Origin of the sequence: Marinobacter algicola DG893, from assembly GCF_000170835.1 — a bacterium.
Lineage (GTDB): Bacteria > Pseudomonadota > Gammaproteobacteria > Pseudomonadales > Oleiphilaceae > Marinobacter > Marinobacter algicola.
In genome coordinates this window covers 18868-40604 of sequence record NZ_ABCP01000032.1, presented here as the reverse complement: position 1 = coordinate 40604, position 21737 = coordinate 18868, and the positions used below count along the sequence as shown (strand labels likewise).

Genomic DNA, 21737 nt, shown 5'->3' with positions numbered 1-21737 from the left:
GCCCGGCCGTTGCCCGAATCACGAGTTAACCGCTGGAGACCAATGAATGCCAGAAGCCAACTATCTTGTCTGGATTGACCTGGAAATGACGGGCTTGGATCCGGAAAAAGAACGGATCATTGAAATCGCGACTATCGTCACCGATTCTGATCTGAATACGATCGAAGAAGGACCGGTGATCGCGGTGCACCAGTCCGATAAACTGCTCAGTGAAATGGATGAGTGGTGTACCCGTACTCACGGCGAGAGCGGACTGACCCAGCGGGTAAAGGACAGCAAGTACGGTGAGATCGACGCCGAACAGAAAACCCTGGAGTTTCTGCAACGGTATCTGGAGCCCGGCCAGTCCCCATTGTGCGGCAATAGCATCGGCCAGGACCGGCGCTTCCTGGTGAAATACATGCCGGAACTGGAAGCTTTCTTCCACTATCGCAACCTGGATGTGAGCACCATCAAGGAGCTGGCCCGGCGCTGGCGACCAGATGTGCTGGACGGGGTGAAGAAGAAGGGCAGCCATCTGGCTCTGGACGATATCCGCGACTCCATTGAGGAGCTACGGCATTACCGGGAACACTTTTTCCAGCTGTAGGCCACAGCGCTTTCAAGCTATAAGCCGTGTCTGCGCAGGGCCCAGTGCACATGCTCCCGAACCATCTCTGACGGAAAGTCAGCCCGCTGTTTCAGGGCCTCGATCACCGGAATGGTCGATGGCGCATTGCCAAGGCCTACCGCAAGGTTTCTTAGCCAGCCCTCGTAACCGGTGCGGCGGATGGCGGAGCCTTCGGTGCGTTTGAGGAACTGTTCCTCGGTCCACAGGAACAGGGTAGCCAATTCGCTGTTGTCGAGGCCGTGGCGGGGCTGAAAGTCTTGTTCCGCCGTCGGTTTGCTGAATTTATTCCACGGGCAGACCAGCTGGCAATCGTCGCAACCGAACACGCGATTGCCCATCTTGGAACGCAGTTGTTCCGGAATGCTGCCCTTAAGCTCGATGGTGAGGTAGCTGATGCACTTTCGGGCATCGAGTTTGTGAGGGCCTTCAAAGGCATCGGTGGGGCAGACGTCCAGGCACGCGGCGCAACTGCCGCAATGTTCCTTGTCGAAAGGCTCGTCCAGCGGTAGTGGCGCACTGGTAAAGATCTCCCCAAGAAAGAAGAATGACCCGGCTTTCGGGTGAATCAGCATGTTGTTCTTGCCAATCCAGCCCAGGCCCGCGCGCTGGGCAAGGGCCCGTTCCAGAACGGGGGCGCTGTCAACAAAGGCCCTGTAATCGTATCCGGATACCGCCTCGTCAATGCGCTTTGCCAGAGTTGCCAGTCGTTTTCGCATCAGCTTGTGATAGTCACGCCCGGTGGCATAACGGGTAACGTAGGCCTTCTCGGGGTTAGTGAGTATTCGCCCCGGATTATCGGGCGCAGGCAGGTAGTCCAGCCGCACGGAAATGACCCTTTGTGTCCCTTCCACCAGTGAGGTGGGGGTATAGCGTTTGTCACCATGATCTTCCATGTACGACATCTCGCCATGAAATCCTTTTCGGAGCCAGTCCTTCAGGCGTGCTCCATGGGCGCCGGTGTCCGGGAGGGTGATACCGACATCACTAAAGCCGAGCTCCAGGGCCCAGGATTGGATCTGTTCCGGCAGAAGTTCGAGGTTTTGGTCGATCGATTCGGTCATGGAATGCCAGTCGAGTGGCGGCCGGTTTTCCCGGCGGCCCGAACGGTAACGAAGTTTAATTTGATTAAGTTATGACCTTTTCCACTGTTTTGCTATTCTTTACAGGTATCTGGCCGATTTTCTTAATCCGAATTCTTTAGCGGGAGCCGACGTTCATGCCCCTGTCTGGTGGTCATAGTTTACCAGAAGACCTCTACTCCGCCGATGCGGTGAGGGAGATTGATCGCTATGTGATTGATCAACAAGGGGTTGACGGATTTGACCTTATGCAGGCCGCGGCTGCCGGTGCGTTTCGCAGGCTGGTACGCAACTGGCCTGAGCCGGGTAGGGTTCTGGTGCTGTGTGGTGCCGGCAACAATGGCGGTGACGGTTATCTGGTGGCGGCAAACGCCGTACGCCATGGTTTGGAGGTGGACTGTATTGCCGTTGCGCCGACGGGAAAGCTGTCCGGTGATGCCCGCAAGGCCTGGCAAAAATCCGTAGCCGACGGAGTAAACGTTCGGGAACTTGCTGACCTGGGTAGCGGCGATGCGCAGCGGTTCATTGCCGGCGCCGGGTTAATCGTGGATGCCATGCTGGGAACCGGCGTAACGGGTGCTCCCAGAGAGCCGTTTGCGGCTATGATCGACGCCTGCAACGAGGCGCCCGCGCCCGTTCTGGCGATTGATTTGCCGTCCGGTCTGAACGCAACCACCGGGGCGGTGGCCGGACAGGCGATACGGGCTGACGCAACAGTGACCTTTATTGGCCTCAAGAGCGGCCTGTTTACGGGGCAGGGGGCCGAGCGTGGGGGTGACATCCTGTTCGAGTCACTGGATACCGATGACTGGGCCTCCGAGAGCGGTCAGCAGCCTCTGGCCCGTCGGGTTGACTGGCCGTCGATTCGTGCGGTCATCCCCAGGCGATCAAGGGCCGCGCACAAGGGACGTTTCGGGCATGTGCTTGTGGTGGCCGGGGACCGGGGTTTTGGCGGTGCCGGCCTATTGGCAGCTGAATCAGCAGCGAGAACCGGGGCCGGACTGGTTACATTGGCCACGCGTCCGGAATACGTCTCACCGGCGCTCGCTCGCTGCCCATCGATCATGGTGCAGGGGCTGATTCATGGTTCTGAGTTGCCGCCGTTGATTGAAGCGGCGGATGTCATCGTCTGTGGCCCCGGCATTGGCCAGGGCGCCTGGGGTCAGCAGATGCTTCAGCAAGTCGTTGCGAGCGGTAAGCCAAGGGTGCTCGACGCAGACGCGCTCAACCTGATGGCCTCACGGGTGGCGCAGCCGGCACACAATCATATCCTTACCCCGCATCCCGGAGAGGCGGCGCGGCTTCTGGCGTGTGATGTGGCGGAAATTGAAGAGGATCGTGTAGGCGCTGCCGGGCGAATCTCCCAGATGTTTGGCGGAGTGGTATTGCTTAAGGGTGCCGGCACGGTGGTCGCAGGCGGAGGCGCAGTACCAGACGTTGTCAGCGGGAGTAATCCTGGCATGGCAACGGGTGGCATGGGGGATGTTCTTTCGGGCGTGCTGGGCAGTTTGTACGCTCAACTGAAGGATGCCCGTGTTGCAACGTCGGCAGGGGCCGCATTGCATCTGGCGGCTGCGAACCTGGCGTCTGAAACCCGCGGTTATATGGGGCTTTTGCCGATGGACGTTATTGAGGCCCTGTCACAGGTATTGGTGGATTCTGAGCGCCAGCCGGGTCGTCGTTCCGCTGGCGTCGGTGGAGACGAATGATGAACGTTACAGCGCAGGAGCTCTCGCTGTTCCTGGAAGATGAGGTGGCGACGGAAAACCTTGGAAGGGGGCTCGCTACGGTTGTGGTTCAGGCCGGGCAGAGAGCCACAGTGTTTCTCGAAGGCAACCTGGGTACGGGAAAGACAACCCTGAGCCGTGGAGTCATGCGTGGCCTTGGCCATGAAGGGGCTGTTAAAAGCCCGACGTACACCATTGTGGAGCCGTATGAGCACCTGAGCCCTCCCGCTTACCACTTCGACCTTTACAGGTTGGGTGATCCGGAGGAGCTGGAATACATGGGTATACGTGATTATTTTCAGGGCCAGTGCCTTTGTTTGATTGAGTGGCCTGAAAGGGGGCAGGGAATCCTTCCGGAACCTGACCTTTGGATACGTTTGAGCGTCAATGGAGATGGGCGTAGAGCGCTTGTCTCGGCGGTAACGGTTGTCGGTGCGGGGTTGCAGGCCAGCCTTGCCGCAATACCGTTGTCGAGTTATCGAGGTTAATTATGTGTGATCAGTGCAGGTGGGCAGAAAAATGATGGCAAGAATATTCTCCCGATGGTGCCTGGCCGGTAGTGTCATGCTGACGCTGTTGTTTCCTATAGCAGCAACGGCGGGCGTTAATGTGGAAGGCGTGAGGATCTGGCCTGCGCCGGACCATACTCGGCTGGTGCTGGATGTTGCCAACAAGGTTGATCATAAGGTGTTTGCCCTGTCGGGGCCTTCGCGTCTGGTGATTGATCTTGAGAATACGACGCTCAAGGCCGATTTTGACAAGCTCGATCTCTCCGGCAGTCCCGTAAAGCGTATTCGAAGCGCCCCACGCAACGGCAATGACCTTCGGGTAGTGCTTGATCTGAAGAGTGACATCAAGCCGCGCAGCTTCCAGCTTGAACCCAATCAGCAGTACGGTCACCGGTTGGTCGTTGACCTGATTGACGAAGGTGGACTGAAGGCTCGAAAGCCTTCGGAGCCGACCGTCACCGAGAACGCCAACGGCAAGCGGGATATTATCGTGGTGGTTGATGCCGGCCACGGCGGTGAGGACCCGGGAGCCATCGGACCTCGGGGCACCCGAGAAAAAGACGTGGTGCTGAGGATGTCAAAAACCCTGGCGGAACTGATTGACGCCAAGCCGGGTTATACCGCCAGGCTCACCCGTACCGGTGACTACTACATTGATTTGCGCAGCCGTACGTTATTGGCCAGGAAACACAATGCTGACCTGTTCGTATCGGTTCATGCCGATGCCTTTCGCACACCCCAGCCGCGTGGCGCTTCGGTGTTTGCGCTGTCACAGCGGGGTGCGACCAGTGAAACTGCCCGCTGGTTGGCCAAGACTGAGAACCGCTCTGACCTGATCGGGGGTGCCGGCGGGGTGTCCCTCGATGGTCGAGATGACATGCTGGCCGGCGTGCTGCTGGATCTGTCCATGACAGCCAGTATCAATTCCAGTCTCGGTGTCGGGGACTCTATCCTCGGCAGGCTTGGCAGTGTCGCCAAGCTTCACAAGAAAGGCGTCGAGCAGGCTGCGTTTGCGGTGTTGAAATCACCCGATATTCCATCGGTTCTCGTTGAGGCGGGATTTATCTCCAACCCCAAGGAAGAGCAGAACCTTTCCAGCGCCTGGTATCGTGAAAAACTGTCGCAGGCGGTGTTTCGGGGTATCGATGACTATTTCCAGAAAACGCCCCCGCCAGGCACGTTGCTGGCATGGCAGAAGCAAAACGGCCGTGGCGATGGCAGCGTCAGCCAATACCGGATTCGCCGGGGTGATACGCTCTCGGGTGTCGCTCGTGAGAACCAGACAACCGTCAGCGAACTGATGCAGTATAACGGCCTCAATGATGACCGTGTTATGGTAGGGCAAACCATTCGTATTCCTGCATCCTGACACGAGGTCCCCTGGTAACATGCCCTCCATTCGATTACTGACGCCCCGCCTGGCCAACCAGATCGCTGCCGGCGAGGTGGTTGAGCGCCCGGCTTCGGTCGTGAAAGAGCTGGTAGAAAATGCGCTCGACGCCGGTGCCCGCCGGGTCGATATCGAGGTGGAGCAGGGGGGCGTCAAGCTGATCCGGGTGCGCGATGACGGCATGGGCATTGACGAGACGGACCTGCCCCTCGCGCTCAGCCGCCATGCCACCAGCAAGATTGAAAATCTCGAAGATCTTGAAGCCGTGGCGTCCCTTGGTTTCCGGGGTGAGGCGCTGGCCAGTATCAGTTCGGTGTCCAGGCTGGCACTGACCTCACGTACAGAGCGACAGGAGGCGGCCTCACGGGTGGAAGTGGAAGGGCGCGACATGGACGCCAGCATTTCCCCGGCGGCCCATCCGGTGGGCACGACAGTGGAAGTCCGTGACCTGTTCTTTAATACGCCCGCCCGCCGCAAGTTTCTCCGTACTGAGAAGACCGAGTTCAACCATGTTGAAGAATGCATTCGTCGCCAGGCCCTGAGTCGATTCGATACCGGGTTTACGCTTCGACATAACCAGCGTGTGGTCCAGAGCCTCAGGCCGGCGGAGAATCCGCTGGACCGGGAGCGTCGGATTGGCTCTCTATGTGGTCAGCAGTTTATCGACAATGCCGTGGTGATCGATGCTGAGGCCACGGGGTTGAAGCTCTGGGGCTGGGTCGCCCTGCCAACCTTTTCCCGCAGCCAGGCCGATCTGCAGTACTTTTTCGTCAACGGGCGGGTGATAAGGGACCGGCTGGTGGCGCATGCCGTGCGTCAGGCTTACCGGGATGTGCTTTACAACAACCGTCACCCGGCGTTCGTGCTGTATCTGGAAGTGGACCCCGCAAACGTGGACGTGAATGTTCACCCCACCAAGCACGAAGTGCGTTTTCGCGATGGGCGCCTGGTTCACGATTTTATTTTCCGGACGCTTCACAAGGCGCTGGCAGATGTGCGCCCGGATGATCATCTTAAGGGAGCGGTGGCCCAGTCCCACGGTCGGGAGGCTGGTACGGCAACCGGTGGTTTTGGTGTTCAGGCTGCCATGCCCGGTGTCAATCATCAGCCCGCGTCCGAACCGTTTGCAGATTCCGGCGGCAGCTCACCGCATGCAGGTTTTTCCGGGGCTCCGAGGCCCTCGCAGCATGAATGGCAGGCCCGTGATCAGATGGCGTTCTACCAGTCCCTGAATGGGGGCGGTGGAACCGGGGCGCAGCCCGCGATGGCCGACTCCGGTGATTTGGCCGTTGCGGCTCCTACGCCACCGCAGGACAGCAGTGATGAGCCGCCCCTTGGCTACGCTATTGCCCAGTTGCATGGAATTTATATCCTGGCCCAGAGCCGTCAGGGCATGATCGTGGTGGATATGCATGCGGCTCATGAACGCATCACCTATGAGCGTATGAAGCGTGCCCTGGAGGCGCAGGACCTGAAGAGTCAGCCGCTGCTGGTGCCGGTTTCCCTGGCTGTCAGCCAGAAAGAGGCGGCGTTGGCGGAAACCCATAGTGAAGAACTTTTGCAGTTGGGGTTGAGGGTGGAGCGCATTGGCCCCGAAACCCTCGCCGTGAGACAGGTACCTGCGTTGCTGCGGGGCGCGGACACCGAGCAACTGGTTCGGGATGTGCTGTCTGACCTGATTGAGAACGGCGAAAGCGACCGTGTCGAGGCAGTTATACACGAATTGCTTGGCACCATGGCATGTCATGGCTCGGTGCGTGCCAATCGTCAGCTGACTATTCCGGAAATGAACACCCTGTTGCGGGACATGGAGGCCACTGAACGCAGTGGTCAGTGCAACCATGGTCGGCCCACCTGGACTGTGGTGACTCTCTCGGAGCTGGACAAATTGTTCCTGCGTGGGCGTTAACACCGGTATGACGGTATCAACAGCTAAAGACTCGAAGCCCCTTGTCATATGCTTGATGGGGCCGACGGCTTCGGGTAAGACCGACCTGGCCATCGAGCTCTGCCAGCGACTTCCCTGCGACATCATCAGTGTTGATTCGGCGATGATTTACCGGGGTATGGACATTGGAACCGCCAAGCCCTCGCATGAGGAACTCTCCCAGGCTCCGCACCGGTTAATCGATATCTGTGACCCTGCTGAAACCTACTCGGCAGCAGACTTTCGTCGCGATGCCCTGCGTGAAATGGACGACATTGTGTCCGCGGGGCGGATTCCGTTGTTGGTCGGTGGCACCATGATGTACTTCAAGGCATTGCTGCATGGTATGTCCGACCTGCCGTCTGCCGATCCGGGCGTTCGTGAGTCTCTTGCGCAGGAAGCCAGGGAGCGAGGTTGGGGGGCTCTTCACCAGGAGCTGGAGCGGCAGGACCCGGTGGCGGCCAGGCTCATTCATCAGAATAACCGGCAGCGACTCATTCGGGCGCTTGAAGTGATTCGTCTGACGGGGCGGCCGATTTCCTCAATATGGCAGGACAAGGCGAGCAGCGTTCAGGCAGAGGGCCGTCAGAACAGTGACGGCATTGAGGATTACACCTATTTCACCCAATGGCAGGCAGACGAATCGCCGTCTCTTCCGTATACTGTAGTGCAGCTTGCGATGGCTCCCGCCGAGAGGCGGGTGCTCCATGAAAGAATAGCCCTGCGTTTCAACGCCATGCTGAATGCGGGTTTTCTTGATGAGGTCAGGGTGCTGAAGGCCAGGGGTGATCTGAACGCTGGCCTGCCCTCCATGCGTTGTGTCGGATATCGCCAGGGCTGGGCTCATCTGGCCGGTGATTATGATTACGACACCATGGTGGACAAGGGCGTTGCTGCTACCCGGCAGCTTGCCAAGCGACAGCTGACCTGGTTGCGAAAGTGGTCCGATGTGGACTGGCTGGACAGTGGCGACAAACTTATATCAGACACTGCCTTGAAAATTATTGAGTTTCGCACCACATTTAACAATTGAAGTTGACGATCTGCCTTTACTTATAAACAGGAGAAAACACATGTCAAAAGGGCACTCCCTACAAGACCCTTACCTTAATGCATTACGCAAGGAACGCATTCCGGTTTCCATCTTTCTGGTCAATGGTATCAAGCTTCAGGGCCAGATCGAGTCTTTTGACCAGTTCGTGATTTTGCTGAAAAACACTGTCAGCCAGATGGTCTACAAGCACGCCATTTCCACTGTGGTGCCCGCGCGGAACGTTCGTATTCCGCCACAGGCCCCGGGCGGAGAAGAATCTGAAGACTGATTTATCCGGGCACACCGGTGTTGTCACCCGCGCTCCCGAAGGGCCCGAACAGGTTCTTCGGGCCGCGGGTGTTTGTTTTGGTGACAGGTGCGGCCTGACTGACTTGGAGTTGTTGCTACTTGTTTGAGCGTCCCGACGTTGGTGAACGGGCGATTCTCGTTCATATCGAGTTTTCCTCACACGAAGAAGCCGAGGATCTGGGTGAGTTCCGCGAACTGGTCTGGTCCGCCGGTGTCGAACCGGTGGGCGTTGTCACCGGTTCGCGCAAGCAGCCCAGCCCGAGACTGTTTGTTGGCGAGGGGAAGCTGGAAGAGATTCGTGATGCCGTGACCGCCAACGAAGCGGATGTGGTGCTTTTCAATCACGCGCTCAGCCCCAGCCAGGAACGAAACATTGAGCGTGAACTGAGTTGTCGTGTGCTCGATCGCACGGGCGTTATCCTGGATATTTTCGCTCAGCGTGCCCGTACCCATGAAGGTAAGCTCCAGGTGGAACTGGCTCAACTTGAGCACATGTCGACCCGCCTTATCCGGGGCTGGACGCACCTAGAACGCCAGAAAGGCGGTATCGGACTGCGTGGCCCGGGTGAAACCCAGCTGGAGACTGACCGGCGGTTGCTTCGGGAGCGTATCAAATCCATTCATCGCCGCCTTGAAAAGGTCCGTAAACAGCGCAACCAGGGTCGCCGGGCCCGAATGCGTGCGGATATCCCAACCGTCTCCCTGGTGGGTTACACCAACGCGGGCAAGTCCACGCTGTTCAACCGAATAACGACATCAACTGTTTACGCGGCGGATCAGCTGTTTGCGACCCTGGACCCAACACTCAGGCGGCTGGAACTTCCGGACATCGGCCCGGTCGTAATGGCCGACACGGTTGGCTTTATCCGTCACCTTCCCCATAAATTGGTTGAGGCCTTTCGTGCCACCCTTGAAGAAACCACAGAAGCTTCTATTTTGCTGCACATCATTGACTGCCACGATCACCGGCGTGACGAGAACATGGAGCAGGTAGAAGAGGTGCTGGCGGAAATTGGCGCCGACGAGATTCCGGTGCTGCAGGTTTTCAACAAGATCGACTTGCTGGATAACTTCCAGCCGCGGGTTGAGCGCAACGAAGATGGTGTTCCCGTTCGTGTCTGGGTTTCTGCGGTCACCGGGGAAGGGCTTGAAGACCTGTTTGATACCATCGTCGAGCGATTGGCGGAAGACGTGATCCACCAATTCGTGCTGCTGGGCCCGACGGACGGCAAGTTAAGGGCGCTTTTGCACGAAGCGGGCTCGGTAGTGACGGAAAATCACCGTGATAGCGGGGATTCGGTACTGGAAGTACGTCTTCAGCATCGCGACTGGTTACAGCTTTTGAGCCGCGCTGGCGTGCGCGAAAATGATGTAAGGCTTGACGAACAACGTACATAGGCCGGCTGTGCTATTGCCGGGGCGCTTATAAATCCCTAGTATTTGCAGCCATTCGATTAGTTTGGAACGGAGAACACTATGGCCTGGAATGAACCGGGTGGAAACCGCAACGACAATGACCCTTGGGGCACCGGTGGCGGTCGTGGCGGAAATGATCAGGGCCCACCGGACCTGGACGAGGCGCTGAAAAAGGGTCTCGACAAGCTCAACCGTTTGTTGGGTGGCAAGGGCAACAAGTCCGGAGGCAATGGCGGCAGTTCGTCCTCGGGCGGCGGTGCCGGCGGTTTTGGGGCCATCCTGGCGCTGGCGGCCATCATTTTTGCCGGATACGTGATCTTTCAGTCGTTCTACACCGTGAACGAGCAGGAGCGCGCGGTTGTACTGCGCTTTGGCGAGTTCAGTCGTACTGAAACGCCGGGCCTGCGCTTCAAGGTTCCGTTGATCGATAGCGTGTATCTGGTCCGGGTGACAAACGTCCGGAATGCGGAGTCCACTGGCCAGATGCTGACGCAGGATGAAAACCTCGTCTCTGTTGACCTTCAGGTTCAGTATCGTGTTGGCGATGCCAAGTCTTACGTGCTGAACGTCCGTGATTCCAATCAGGCATTGGCTTTCGCTACTGACAGCGCCTTGCGCCATGAAGTTGGCAGTTCAACACTCGACGACGTGTTGACGGAAGGTCGTGCCGAGTTGGCTGTTCGTGTGGAGCAGCGCCTGCAGAGCTTTCTGGAAGAATACGGTACTGGCTTGACCATTGTTCGTGTCAACGTCGAGAGTACTCAACCACCCGATGCGGTGCAGGATGCCTTCCGCGAAGTTCAGCGCGCCCGTGAGGACGAACAGCAGGTCAAGGAAGAAGCCGAAACCTACCGCAATAAAGTGGTCCCTGAAGCCCGTGGCCGGGCACAGCGCCTGACTGAAGAGGCCGCGGCCTACAAGGAGGAGGTGATTGAGCGTGCCCGTGGTGAAACCTCACGCTTCCTGGCGGTTCTTGATGTGTACCAGACCGCACCGGAAGTCACCCGTGAGCGCATGTATATCCAGGCGCTTGAAGGTGTTCTGTCAAATACCAGTAAAGTGCTGGTGGACACCCAGAGCAGCGACAATATGATGTATCTGCCTCTGGATAGGCTGACGAATCGTTCCGGTGCCAACACCGGCGGCCAGGGTGGTTCCGGAAGCTCCGGCAGTGACATCGACATCAAGACCCTGTCAGACCAGGTAATTCAAGAGCTGCGAGGCAGGCAGGATAGCGGCGTTCGGAGGAGCAGATAATGTTGGGACCCAAAAGTATTGTAGGCCTTGCTGGTGCCCTGATCGTCGTACTCGTTACGCTCTCCAGTGTGTACATCATTCCGGAAACCCACCGGGGTGTGCTGCTTCGGTTTGGTGAACTGATCGAAACAGACATCAAAGCGGGTATTCATTTCAAGGTGCCGGTGATTGATCAGGTGCGGGAGTTTGATATCCGCCTGCTGACCACCGACCTTCCGTCGCGTCAGTACCTGACGATCGAGAAGAAGCCTCTTGATGTGGACTCCTACATCGCCTGGAAGATTCGCGACGTGGACCAGTTCTACCGTGCCACCGGCGGTGACGAGTACCGCGCCTCCGAGTTGCTGTTGTCGCGGGTGGACAATGGCTTACGGGATGAGTTCGGTGTTCGGACCATGGTTGAGGTTGTGTCCGGTCAGCGTGACGAGCTGATGCACACCCTGCGGGACCGTGTGAACGAGACCTCGCTCAAGGAATTTGGCATTGAAGTGGTGGATATCCGCGTTAAAGCCATCGAGTTCCCGGGGCAGGTAAGTCAGAACGTTTATCGCCGCATGGCTACTGAACGTGAAAAGCTGGCGCAGGAGTTCCGCTCTCGCGGTCGCGAGTTGGCCGAGGGTATTCGTGCGGATGCTGATCGCCAACGCACCGTTATCCTGGCGGAAGCCTTTGCCAAAGCAGAGGAAATGCGCGGTGAAGGCGATGGGCAGGCCGCTCAGATCTATGCCGATGCGTACGGTTCAAATAGCGAGTTCTATAGCTTCTATCGCAGTCTGGAAGCCTATCAGAACACCTTCGCCAACGAAGACGACATCATGGTCATCGACACTGATAGCGACTTCCTGAGGTTCCTGAAGGACCCCCAGGGCAACCGCTAACCACGACGATGGCAACGACAAAACCGGAATACCTCGGTATTCCGGTTTTTTTGTGCCTGCCAACAGTGTAAAATTCTGCCGGTTTTGGTTCGGGTTTTTATCTTTCCCCGAGCATCGCCCTAAATCCTGTGCACTCTCGTGGCAAGAAGCTTCCGCCCCGGGACAGAACGGACAACCGAATCTCATGACAGTATCTGATCGCTGGCTACTGCCGGACGGTGTGGAAGACATTCTTCCGCCGCTGGCTGGACAGATTGAATCCCTGCGCCGGGATGTAATGGATACCTGCCAGCGTTGGGGTTACCAGCTGGTTATCCCACCGTTGATCGAATACCTCGAATCACTTTTTACTGGCACCGGCCACGACCTGGAGCTCCAGACCTTCAAGCTGACTGATCAACTGACCGGTCGGATGATGGGGCTTCGTGCCGACATGACGCCACAGGCGGCGCGCATTGATGCCCATACCCTAGGCCAGGAAGGCATCACTCGGCTGTGTTATGCCGGGCATGTACTCCATACCCGGCCACGCCATATGCTGACGGGACGTACGCCTATCCAGGCTGGTTGCGAACTGTTCGGAAGTGCTTCCGAATCGGCGGATATGGAAGTGATCAGCCTGATGCTCGAAACACTGCGAGTGTCGGGTTTACCCCGAATCCATCTGGATCTTGCCCATGTCGCGATCTACGAGACGTTGGTCGGAGAAGCCGGGTTTGATCGCGATACCGGCGCGGCGATCTTTGATGCCATGGCCCGCAAGTCGGTGCCGGAACTGGATGAACTGCTTGGCGGGTGTCCCCCGGGTTCCGCTGGGAGCATGCTCAGGGAGTTGGCCCGCGTCAGTGGTGGAAAGGACGCCCTACGTGAGGCAAAGCGCATACTTGAGGGTGCGCCGGAACCGCTTCGTCAGGCGCTGGATCAGCTGGATCGGGTGGCGGATATGCTGGCCGGAAACTATCCAGAAGTAAGCTTTGGGTTCGATTTTTGTGAGCTTCGTGGATACAACTATCACACCGGGCTGGTGTTCGCGGCCTACGTGCCGGGGCACGGCGATGCGGTTGCCAAGGGTGGCCGCTACGATGCCATTGGCAGCGACTTCGGCCGCGCACGTCCGGCGACGGGCTTCAGTCTTGATATCCGCGCGCTGGTCTCACTAGGTCAGCGAGCTAGCCGCGCCGGTAAGGCAATATGGGCGCCAGCCACCGAAGACCCTGCGCTGGTTGGTGTGATTTCCGGCCTGCGGATGACGGAAACGGTTATCCGTGCCCTGCCGGAAGACGAAGGCGTTGATCCGGGCTCGCGTAATTGCGACCGCGCCCTGGTGAAGCGTGACGGCCAGTGGGTCGTGGAACAGCTGGACTGATGACCTTCGGGGTCGGGCCACTCATTTACAGGTAAACCTGCGGGCACCCTCGTCGTTTGACGAGGCCGCATTGAGAGAGAGTCATGGGTAAAAACGTTGTAGTGCTGGGCACCCAATGGGGTGATGAAGGAAAAGGCAAGATTGTTGACCTGCTGACCGATAAGGTTGCGGCGGTGGTACGCTTTCAGGGCGGCCATAATGCCGGCCATACCCTGGTTATTGAAGGCAAGAAAACCGCCCTTCATCTGATTCCGTCTGGCATTCTTCGCCAGAACGTTCAGTGCCTGATCGGCAACGGCGTTGTGCTCTCTCCGGAAGCGTTGCTGAAGGAAGTCCGAGAACTCGAAGGCAACGGGGTTGCTGTGCGGGAGCGTCTGAAAATCAGCCTGGCATGCCCGGTCATCCTCAAGACCCACGTCCGTATCGATCAGGCGCGCGAGCGCGCGCGAGGTGTCGACAAAATCGGCACCACCGGCCGCGGTATTGGACCGGCCTACGAAGATAAGGTTTCCCGCCGCGGGGTTCGCGTTGGGGACCTGTGTGATCCGAAAAGCTTCGAAGAGAAGCTCCGGGAAATCATGTCCTATCATAACTTCGTGTTGACCGAGTACTTCAAGGAAGAGCCCGAGGACATTGATCAGGCCTTTTCCGAGCTGATGGCCATGGGCGAGGAAATTCTCCCCATGTCTGCTGACGTCACGGATATTCTCCATGACCTTCGCAAGCGCGGCGAGCACATCCTCTTTGAAGGTGCGCAGGGCTCGCTGCTGGACATTGACCTGGGTACCTACCCCTACGTCACTTCCTCAAATACCACGGCTGGCGGTACTGCCACGGGGTCTGGTTTTGGGCCGCTGTTCCTGGATTACGTGCTGGGGATCACCAAGGCCTACACCACTCGTGTCGGTTCAGGTCCGTTCCCGACCGAGCTGTTTGACGATATGGGCCATCACCTGGCGGTCAAGGGCAACGAGATTGGTACCACCACCGGGCGTTCACGCCGTTGTGGCTGGTTTGATGCGGTTGCACTGCGTCATGCCATCCAGATTAACAGCGTATCGGGTATCTGCCTGACCAAGCTGGACGTACTCGATGGCATGGACACGGTGAAGGTGTGCATTGGCTACAAAACGCCTAATGGCGAGATTACCCGCCCGCCGATCGGTTGCGACACCTACAAGGACATCGAGCCGGTGTACGCGGAGCTTCCGGGGTGGCAGGAGAGCACTGTAGGCCTGACCGGCCTGGACCAGTTGCCGGAGAACGCCAGGGCCTATATCCGTTTTCTGGAAGAGCAGATCGAAGCACCGATCGATATCATTTCCACCGGTCCTGACCGGGTGGAGACGGTCATTCTGCGCCACCCCTTCGGCGAGTAACACCTGGCTTATCGCGGGCAGCTTCAGGGCTTGTCCGCGATAACCGTCGCCCTTTTCGGGCCCGGATAACCTTCCACGGTCTTCGTTGGGTCGTCCGGGTCAAGAAAGTCCTGCAGCGACTGGAATTGCATCCAGTCAGTGCTGCGTTGCTCCTCGGTCGTTGTTTCTGTCACATCCACCACGCGAGCATTGCGAAAACCGGTACGATCCAGCCAGCGTAACAGCGTGTCGCAACTGGGCAGGAACCAGACGTTGCGCATCCGGCCGTAGCGGTCCTCCGGCATCAGACTGTAACCTTCCGGCCCATCCGCTATCAGCGTTTCCAGCACCAGTTCGCCTCCCGGACGGAGTGTGTCTTTCAACTCCAGTAAGTGGTCCAGTGGTGAGCGGCGATGGTAGAGCACGCCCATTGAGAAAGTGGTATCGAACGCTTCCAGCTTTGGTGGCAGATCTTCCGCGCGCACCGGCAGCAGGTCAATGCGCTGCTCCGGGCCTACATACTGTTTGACGCTGAGAAACTGGAACAGGAAGAGCAGTCCCGGGTCGATACCGATCACCCGGCCGGCTCCTTCGCCCAGCATACGCCAACAGTGATAGCCAGAGCCGCAACCGACGTCCAGTATCTGCCGACCACTCAGGTCAGACAGGTAGGGGGCCACCCGGTCCCACTTCCAGTCAGAACGCCACTCGGTGTCGATATAGGTGCCAAAGAACTCAAACGGGCCCTTACGCCATGGCATCAGTCCTCGCAGTCCGTCTTCAAGATTTGCACGGTCTTGCGCGCTGAGGGTCTGGCCGGTGTTGAGGGCAATGGCCGACTGGTTCAGATTCGCATTGACATCATCAATGTGGGGCAGGGTGTCCAGAGCCCGCTTCCATCGGGCAATATCCCCATGGGGGTTGTCGTCAAAGCGCTTTTGTAGCTGCTGTTGCAGCTGCTTCCGCCAGCGTTCAAGGCCACGGCTATCAAGATCGTCAAGCAGCGGGGCAAAGCATCCCTGCCAGTCGAAGGTCGTCATGAAAGCTCCGTTCAGTGCGATTTAATGGCGAGCATGGAAACAAAGTTGAAACACTGGTACCAAACCATCACCTGACTGAACCCCGCGTTTATCAGTCTCTCACGGTGTTCGGCCAGGGTTTCCGGTATCAACACCTGTTCCAGGGCGGAACGCTTCTGGCTGATCTCCAGGTCGGAATAGCCGTTGGCCCGCTTGAACTCGTGATGGAGTTGCGTCTGTGTTGATTGCTCGGTATCGGATTCAAAGCGAATTTTCTCGGAGAGAATCAGTACTCCGCCAGGCAGAGTGGCGCTGGCAATTCGGCCCATCAGTTCTGCGCGTCGGTCTGGCGCCACGAACTGCAGTGTGAAGTTCAGGGTGGTCACCGACGCGTTCTCAATCGGCGTGTCGAGGATGTCCTCGCACCGCAGTGAAACCGGCAATGGGTGGTCATCCAGAGCAATGTAGTGCTCGCAGCGCTCAATCATGGCAGCCGAGTTGTCCACGCCCGTGAGGGTGCAGTCGCGGTCCCCAATGCCATGACGCATGGCCAGAGTGGAGGCGCCGAGCGAGCAGCCGAGATCGTAGCAGTAACTGCCAGGGCGGGCGTACTGTTCGGTGATTACTTCAATCATCGGAATAATCGTGGTGTAACCCGGCACTGAGCGCCGAATCATATCCGGAAATACCCGAGCCACCGATGTGTCAAACCGGAATTCTCCGGTTTCCCGTTCATTGGCGAACAGGCGGTCCAGCGCCTGGCCCGGCTTTTTGTTCCTGTCACCCATTGTCTGCTGGCTCCTGGCCCTCATGGACAGGCCTGTCGTGTGCGGGTGCCGGGCCTCGGCTGCAGCGTACACCCCGGTTCTTGTAATCCACGAGGATGCCCCGGAAATCCGGGTCCACATCGGCGGCGATGGCCAGATAACCCTGCTCGCAGACCGCATGCAGTTCCGAAGACTTGGGCGACATGCGAAACTCCTCACCGGGTTTGATATGAACGGCCTCGAACTCGCCCACTGGTACGTGATCTTTGTTGTCGGCGTGATCTATCCGCCCGCTGGCCTCCAAAACCACAATGGTGACTATGATGGTGGTAATGGCAGTGGCAATCAGGCTGCGGATGGTAAATCGGGCCTCACTCTGGCTCATCAGTCGTGCTCCGGTCTGTCGGTAATAGCGGCCTCAGTATTGGCCGGGTACATTAATGGAAGGGGCCTGTAGCGCTGCCAGTTGTTCCCGAAGTGACAGGATCTGGTCGGACCAGAAACGCGGCTGGGCAAACCAGGGGAAGAAACGTGGGAAGGCCGGGTCGTCCCAGCGCTTGGCCAGCCAGGTGCAGTGCGAAATCTGGCGGAAGCAGCGCATGGGTTCAATCAGATGCCGCTCGCGACGATTGAAATCGCGGAACATTTCATAGCCTTCCAGTAGTTCACCGAATTGCTGGCCGCGCTCAACGTCATCACCGTTCAACAACAACCAGAGGTCCTGAATCGCCGGCCCGGTGCGGCAATCGTCCAGGTCGACAAACAGCATCTGCTCCTCGCGGCAGAGGATGTTGCCGGCGTGGCAGTCACCATGAATTCTCAGGGAGTGCACCTCGCCAGCGTCATCGATCCGACGGGCGCAGTGGTCGACAAGATCGGGAATCAGCGAGTCCCATGCTGGTCGAAGGTCGTCTGGAATCCAGCGGTTTTCCGTAAGGAATCGGTTGTTGTTCTCAATGCCCGAAAGAATCGACATGACCGGGCGATGGTTGAAAGACTCCGTGTCACCCATATTGTGGAGCTGGCCCAGCCATTGGCCGAGACGATACAGGGTATCTGTCACGCTGGTGTCGGGTGCCTGCCCACCCCGTTGCTGAAACACGGCAAACAGAAAGTCCCCGCAGCGGCCCAGCGTATCGCCGGAAGGCATAGTCATTGGCGCAACGACCGGAATACTTGCGTCGAGCAACTGGACGGTAAACTGATGTTCTTCCCGGATCTGGGCTTCGCTCCAGCGACCCGGGCGATAAAACTTGGCGATGACCGGTGGCTGGTCTTCAATGCCAATCTGGTAAACACGGTTCTCGTAGCTGTTGAGGGCAAACAGACGTCCACTGACCACAAACCCGGCGTCTTCCAGGGCATCAAGGATGGTATCGGGGGTAAGGGCGTCGTATGGATGGCTGGAGGTTTCGGTCATAAATAAGGTTTAGTATCTCGAATTCTGTTGGGACTTCATGCTGGCAAGGTGATACCAGTTTTCGTCCAGCTCCCATCGCACCCGATCAATGCCAGACGCGCTGAGGACGATGTTGCCAGCCTGGGCCTGGACTTGGGCCAATTCGCGCTCGGCCCGTTGCCAGTCACGATCATTGTCTCCCAGGTTACGCATGCTCGGAAAAATGGTGGTGAGTGCTTCGTGCGTCGAGGTTTCATGGGAGCGCAGTGAACTCATGATGGCGGTCCCTCCTTCAACCCTGAGGACGCGATGCTGATAAGGGTAGTTGGCCACCATTTCATCGGCCTTCAGTGCCTGGTTCAGGCTGATGACTTCAAAGCCTCTCCAGCCAAGCCAGCCAACAAATATGGCCGCCACCAGCATTACAATAATAAACTGCTTCCTGTCAGACATCGGTTCCCTGCTCCGTGCACTCAATTCACGGGCAAGTATAACGTTTCGGGGGCGACACCGTAATGCGATTCGGGCTTTTTAGCCACCGAGCGTGCAGGTGATGCTGACAAACGATCGAAACACAACGCGGGTGACTTCAAGTCATATGACAGGGCGAGACATATTTCAGGCAGATACCGTGGTGATCGGCGCCGGCATTGTCGGCCTCGCAGTGGCCAGAGCGCTGGCCATGCAGGGCAGGGAGGTGCTGGTGTTGGAATCCGGTGCTCACTTTGGCGAAGGGGTGTCGTCCCGCAATAGTGAGGTTATCCATGCTGGCATCTACTATCCCGAGGACTCCCTCAAGGCCCGGCTGTGTGTTCGTGGTCGTCGGATGTTGTATGAGTATTGTCAGACGCGTGGTATTAACCACCGTCGATCTGGTAAGTGGATCGTTGCCAACGGGGTGTCCCAGGTGGAGCGGCTAGATACCATCGCCAGCCAGGCCCTTCGCAACGGTGTTCCGCTCCAGAGGGTAACCCGCAGGGCCTTGCAGGTGTCTTTGCCGGACGTTACTGCCCAGGAGGCGTTGTACTCACCGGAAACGGGCATTGTAGACAGTCATGGGGTGATGCTGTCGTTGCTGGGAGATTTTGAGGGCCATGGCGGTCAGTTGGTATGCCAGGCGCCGGTGGAGCTTGCGGTAACCGGCCACGGAGAACATCGGTTGTGGATTGGAGGGCAGGCGCCCTGTGAGCTCAGGGCGCAGCGGGTGGTGAATGCAGCCGGGCTGGGCGCCGTGCCACTGGCGACGAGCTGGGAGGGTGTACCCGCGGATATTGTGCCCCGTCAGTGGCTGGCCCGTGGTGTCTATTTCAGCTATTCCGGCCACCACCCTTTCAAATCGTTGGTGTATCCGATTCCTGAATCGGGTGGCCTTGGTGTTCACCTGACGCTCGATCTAGCCGGCCAGGCGCGATTCGGTCCGGATGTCGAATGGATAGAGCGGGAGGACTTCTCGGTTGACCCCGGTCGGGCAAAGTCGTTCGCCAATAGTATTCGCCGGTGGTGGCCAGCGTTGGATGAGTCCCGCCTGAAGCCCGCCTATGCCGGCATTCGCCCCAAACTTCTTGGCCCGGATGGTGGGTTTTCGGATTTCCGTATCGCTGGAGAATGTCGGCACGGTGTTCCCGGGCTGGTGCACCTGTTTGGCATTGAGTCACCGGGATTAACGGCTGCTTTGGCCATCGCGGATGAAGTGGCAGAGCAACTCGCTGATTGAAGCGTTTGTGTGCCGTTATCCAGGGGTTCTTGCCAGTGCCCAGATCTGAACCTCCCTGGCGCCGGCCTCAAGCAGCGCTTCAGTCAAGCTGCGTGCAGTCGCTCCGGTGGTGATCACATCGTCAACGATGGCAATACTGGCCGGTGGTGAACGAGTAACCTGATAGATCCCCCGCAGGTTGGCCAGGCGCTCTTCGCGGTTCAGCCCCCTTTGCGGTCGGGTGCGCCGGTTCCTGACGACAAGGTCGGCGCTCCAGGGAATGCCCGATTGACGGCTGATGTGCTCTGCAATATCCGCTGCTTGATTGAATCCTCGTTCCCGTCGACGGGCCGGGTGCATCGGGCTGGCCAGAAGCAGGTCCGGCGTGCGTTCTGGATAGTTTTCCAGCATCAATACCAGGTGGGCGCTCAAATCATGGATCAGGGGCCGGGCATAAGCGCGCTGGCCGTTGTATTTGTAGCGCTGGATCATGCCATCAACCGGAAAGCGATAACGCCAGGGGGCGACGATACGGCTGAAGGGCGGTGGGTCATTCAGGCATTGACCGCAGATGAGCTCATCGCCAGCGTAGGCGATAGGCAGCGCGCAGCAACGGCAGTGCGAGTGGTTGGCGGGCAAGTCTTGCCGGCAGGGAGTACAAAGTCCGAAATGGGCATGGGGTTCGAGGCAGGCCACGCATTGCCCACCGTGTAGCGGAAATAGGCCTTTGGTGTTCATTTGAGAGCGCGAAATCCTTTTCGTGCTGTTAACCTTTGGTGTTATCAAGGTTGACAGCGATCTCAGTCCCTTTATCATCTGTTCAATCCGTAAACCAGAATCCCGCTAAAGTTAACAGGACTGAGTCATGACTGCCACCGCACACGCTGATGCACCCTCTATAGCGCCTTCTGCCACGCCTTCTAGTTCACCGCGCCACGATTGGACCATGCAGGAAGCCCGTGCGTTGTTCGAACTGCCATTCAACGACCTGCTGTTCCGGGCCCAGAGCGTCCATCGTGAGCATTTCGATCCCAATGAAGTGCAGATCAGCACGCTACTGTCCATCAAGACCGGTGCCTGCCCGGAGGACTGCAAATACTGTCCCCAGAGCGGTCATTACAATACCGGCCTGGAAAAGGAAAAGCTGCTGGAAATTGAGAAGGTGGTTGCAGAGGCTAAAGCCGCCAAGGCAAAGGGCGCATCCCGTTTCTGTATGGGAGCGGCATGGCGTAGCCCGTCTAAGAAAAATATGGAATATGTGGTGGATATGGTGCGCCAGGTGAAATCCCTGGGCCTGGAAACCTGTATGACCCTCGGCATGCTGGAGCAGGAGCAGGCGGACGAACTGGCTGAAGCCGGGCTGGATTACTACAACCACAATCTGGACACGTCCGAGAAGTACTATAGCCACATCATTACCACTCGCACCTATCAGGATCGGCTGGACACTCTGGAGAATGTCCGTAACGCCGGCATGAAAGTATGTTGCGGCGGCATCGTAGGCATGGGCGAAGATCCTGATGATCGTGTGGGCTTACTGGTTCAGTTGTCGAATCTGCCCCACCACCCCGAGAGTGTTCCGGTGAACATGCTGGTGAAGGTGGCAGGAACGCCGATGGAAGATGTGGAAGATCTGGACCCGTTTGACTTTATCCGCACCATCGCTGTTGCTCGAATCATGATGCCGGCCTCGCACGTGAGACTGTCTGCGGGCCGCGAAAATATGAATGAGCAGATGCAGTCCCTGTGCTTCCTCGCTGGTGCGAACTCGATTTTCTATGGCGAAAAGCTGCTGACGACCGCCAACCCCGAGGCGGATGCGGACCGCGAACTGTTCAAGCGTCTGGGCATTCGGCCTGAGGAGCGCGAGCAGTCCTGCACCGAACAGGAAGCGGAAGAGGCCATCGTTGAGGCGGTCGAATACGAACAGACCCGTCACATGTTCTACGATGCCACCCGTGAGTCTGCCTAGGCAGGCAATGTGCCTGTGAGAACTGACC

21 protein-coding genes are annotated in these 21737 nt (G+C 58.1%); 14 read left to right on the top strand and 7 right to left on the bottom strand.

Annotation, left to right across the window (positions count from 1 at the left end; translation table 11 throughout):
- Positions 1 to 46 precede the first annotated feature (46 nt).
- Positions 47 to 589 carry an oligoribonuclease gene (gene orn / locus MDG893_RS15910; RefSeq protein ID WP_007154836.1) on the top strand — a complete coding sequence of 181 codons (543 nt, stop codon included), beginning with the start codon at positions 47 to 49 and terminating at the stop codon, positions 587 to 589.
- Positions 590 to 606: 17 nt separating this feature from the next.
- Here the strand turns inward: orn and queG are convergent, their stop codons facing one another.
- Positions 607 to 1671 (bottom strand): tRNA epoxyqueuosine(34) reductase QueG, encoded by a 1065-nt coding sequence (gene queG / locus MDG893_RS15905; RefSeq protein ID WP_007154835.1) that lies wholly within the window; start codon positions 1669 to 1671, stop codon positions 607 to 609.
- A gap of 155 nt (positions 1672 to 1826) precedes the next feature.
- Between queG and MDG893_RS15900 the strand changes: the two genes are divergently transcribed.
- From MDG893_RS15900 to MDG893_RS15850, 11 genes are all read left to right on the top strand, one after another.
- Positions 1827 to 3398 (top strand): bifunctional ADP-dependent NAD(P)H-hydrate dehydratase/NAD(P)H-hydrate epimerase, encoded by a 1572-nt coding sequence (locus MDG893_RS15900; protein ID WP_007154834.1) that lies wholly within the window; start codon positions 1827 to 1829, stop codon positions 3396 to 3398.
- Positions 3398 to 3904: a tRNA (adenosine(37)-N6)-threonylcarbamoyltransferase complex ATPase subunit type 1 TsaE gene (gene tsaE, locus MDG893_RS15895; RefSeq protein ID WP_007154833.1), complete on the top strand. Its 507-nt coding sequence runs from the start codon at positions 3398 to 3400 to the stop codon at positions 3902 to 3904. The genes MDG893_RS15900 and tsaE overlap by 1 nt, the downstream gene beginning before the upstream one ends.
- Before the next feature lie 76 nt (positions 3905 to 3980).
- Positions 3981 to 5294: an N-acetylmuramoyl-L-alanine amidase gene (locus MDG893_RS15890; RefSeq protein WP_007154832.1), complete on the top strand. Its 1314-nt coding sequence runs from the start codon at positions 3981 to 3983 to the stop codon at positions 5292 to 5294.
- Positions 5295 to 5313: 19 nt separating this feature from the next.
- On the top strand, positions 5314 to 7224 hold the full coding sequence (gene mutL / locus MDG893_RS15885; RefSeq protein WP_007154831.1) for a DNA mismatch repair endonuclease MutL: 1911 nt from the start codon (positions 5314 to 5316) through the stop codon (positions 7222 to 7224).
- 7 nt (positions 7225 to 7231) lie between these two features.
- Entirely contained in the window at positions 7232 to 8275 is a 1044-nt protein-coding gene (gene miaA / locus MDG893_RS15880) for a tRNA (adenosine(37)-N6)-dimethylallyltransferase MiaA (protein WP_040474683.1), read from the top strand.
- A 40-nt stretch (positions 8276 to 8315) separates the two neighbouring features.
- Positions 8316 to 8564, top strand: coding sequence for an RNA chaperone Hfq (hfq, locus tag MDG893_RS15875; protein ID WP_007154829.1), 249 nt, complete (start codon positions 8316 to 8318; stop codon positions 8562 to 8564).
- Between the two features lie 119 nt (positions 8565 to 8683).
- Positions 8684 to 9982, top strand: a complete 1299-nt coding sequence (hflX, locus tag MDG893_RS15870; protein ID WP_007154828.1) for a ribosome rescue GTPase HflX — start codon at positions 8684 to 8686, stop codon at positions 9980 to 9982.
- A gap of 78 nt (positions 9983 to 10060) precedes the next feature.
- A complete protein-coding gene (gene hflK, locus MDG893_RS15865; protein ID WP_007154827.1) occupies positions 10061 to 11257 on the top strand; it encodes an FtsH protease activity modulator HflK in 1197 nt (398 codons plus the stop codon).
- A 2-nt stretch (positions 11258 to 11259) separates the two neighbouring features.
- Positions 11260 to 12135: a protease modulator HflC gene (gene hflC, locus MDG893_RS15860; RefSeq protein ID WP_040474686.1), complete on the top strand. Its 876-nt coding sequence runs from the start codon at positions 11260 to 11262 to the stop codon at positions 12133 to 12135.
- Positions 12136 to 12319: 184 nt separating this feature from the next.
- Positions 12320 to 13501 carry an ATP phosphoribosyltransferase regulatory subunit gene (locus MDG893_RS15855; RefSeq protein ID WP_007154825.1) on the top strand — a complete coding sequence of 394 codons (1182 nt, stop codon included), beginning with the start codon at positions 12320 to 12322 and terminating at the stop codon, positions 13499 to 13501.
- Between the two features lie 83 nt (positions 13502 to 13584).
- Positions 13585 to 14880, top strand: coding sequence for an adenylosuccinate synthase (locus MDG893_RS15850; protein ID WP_007154824.1), 1296 nt, complete (start codon positions 13585 to 13587; stop codon positions 14878 to 14880).
- A gap of 23 nt (positions 14881 to 14903) precedes the next feature.
- Here the strand turns inward: MDG893_RS15850 and cmoB are convergent, their stop codons facing one another.
- From cmoB to MDG893_RS15825, 5 genes are read right to left on the bottom strand one after another with little or no spacing between them, the layout of a single operon-like run.
- Positions 14904 to 15899, bottom strand: a complete 996-nt coding sequence (gene cmoB, locus MDG893_RS15845; protein WP_007154823.1) for a tRNA 5-methoxyuridine(34)/uridine 5-oxyacetic acid(34) synthase CmoB — start codon at positions 15897 to 15899, stop codon at positions 14904 to 14906.
- 11 nt (positions 15900 to 15910) lie between these two features.
- The gene (gene cmoA, locus MDG893_RS15840) at positions 15911 to 16666 is read right to left on the bottom strand and encodes a carboxy-S-adenosyl-L-methionine synthase CmoA (protein ID WP_007154822.1); all 756 of its coding nucleotides are present in this window, start codon (positions 16664 to 16666) and stop codon (positions 15911 to 15913) included.
- On the bottom strand, positions 16659 to 17030 hold the full coding sequence (locus MDG893_RS15835) for a PA3694 family proteiin (RefSeq protein WP_007154821.1): 372 nt from the start codon (positions 17028 to 17030) through the stop codon (positions 16659 to 16661). The genes cmoA and MDG893_RS15835 overlap by 8 nt, the downstream gene beginning before the upstream one ends.
- A 33-nt stretch (positions 17031 to 17063) precedes the next feature.
- Complete coding sequence (locus MDG893_RS15830; RefSeq protein ID WP_007154820.1) at positions 17064 to 18065, bottom strand: serine/threonine protein kinase; 1002 nt, start codon at positions 18063 to 18065, stop codon at positions 17064 to 17066.
- 9 nt (positions 18066 to 18074) lie between these two features.
- Positions 18075 to 18497, bottom strand: coding sequence for a hypothetical protein (locus tag MDG893_RS15825; protein WP_007154819.1), 423 nt, complete (start codon positions 18495 to 18497; stop codon positions 18075 to 18077).
- A gap of 145 nt (positions 18498 to 18642) precedes the next feature.
- Between MDG893_RS15825 and MDG893_RS15820 the strand changes: the two genes are divergently transcribed.
- Positions 18643 to 19758: an NAD(P)/FAD-dependent oxidoreductase gene (locus MDG893_RS15820; protein ID WP_007154818.1), complete on the top strand. Its 1116-nt coding sequence runs from the start codon at positions 18643 to 18645 to the stop codon at positions 19756 to 19758.
- A 15-nt stretch (positions 19759 to 19773) separates the two neighbouring features.
- On the opposite strand, the gene MDG893_RS15815 is transcribed toward MDG893_RS15820, so the two are convergent.
- Positions 19774 to 20475, bottom strand: a complete 702-nt coding sequence (locus MDG893_RS15815; RefSeq protein ID WP_244264441.1) for a ComF family protein — start codon at positions 20473 to 20475, stop codon at positions 19774 to 19776.
- A 127-nt stretch (positions 20476 to 20602) separates the two neighbouring features.
- Between MDG893_RS15815 and bioB the strand changes: the two genes are divergently transcribed.
- Positions 20603 to 21709 (top strand): biotin synthase BioB, encoded by a 1107-nt coding sequence (gene bioB, locus MDG893_RS15810; protein WP_050776515.1) that lies wholly within the window; start codon positions 20603 to 20605, stop codon positions 21707 to 21709.
- Positions 21710 to 21737 lie beyond the last annotated feature (28 nt).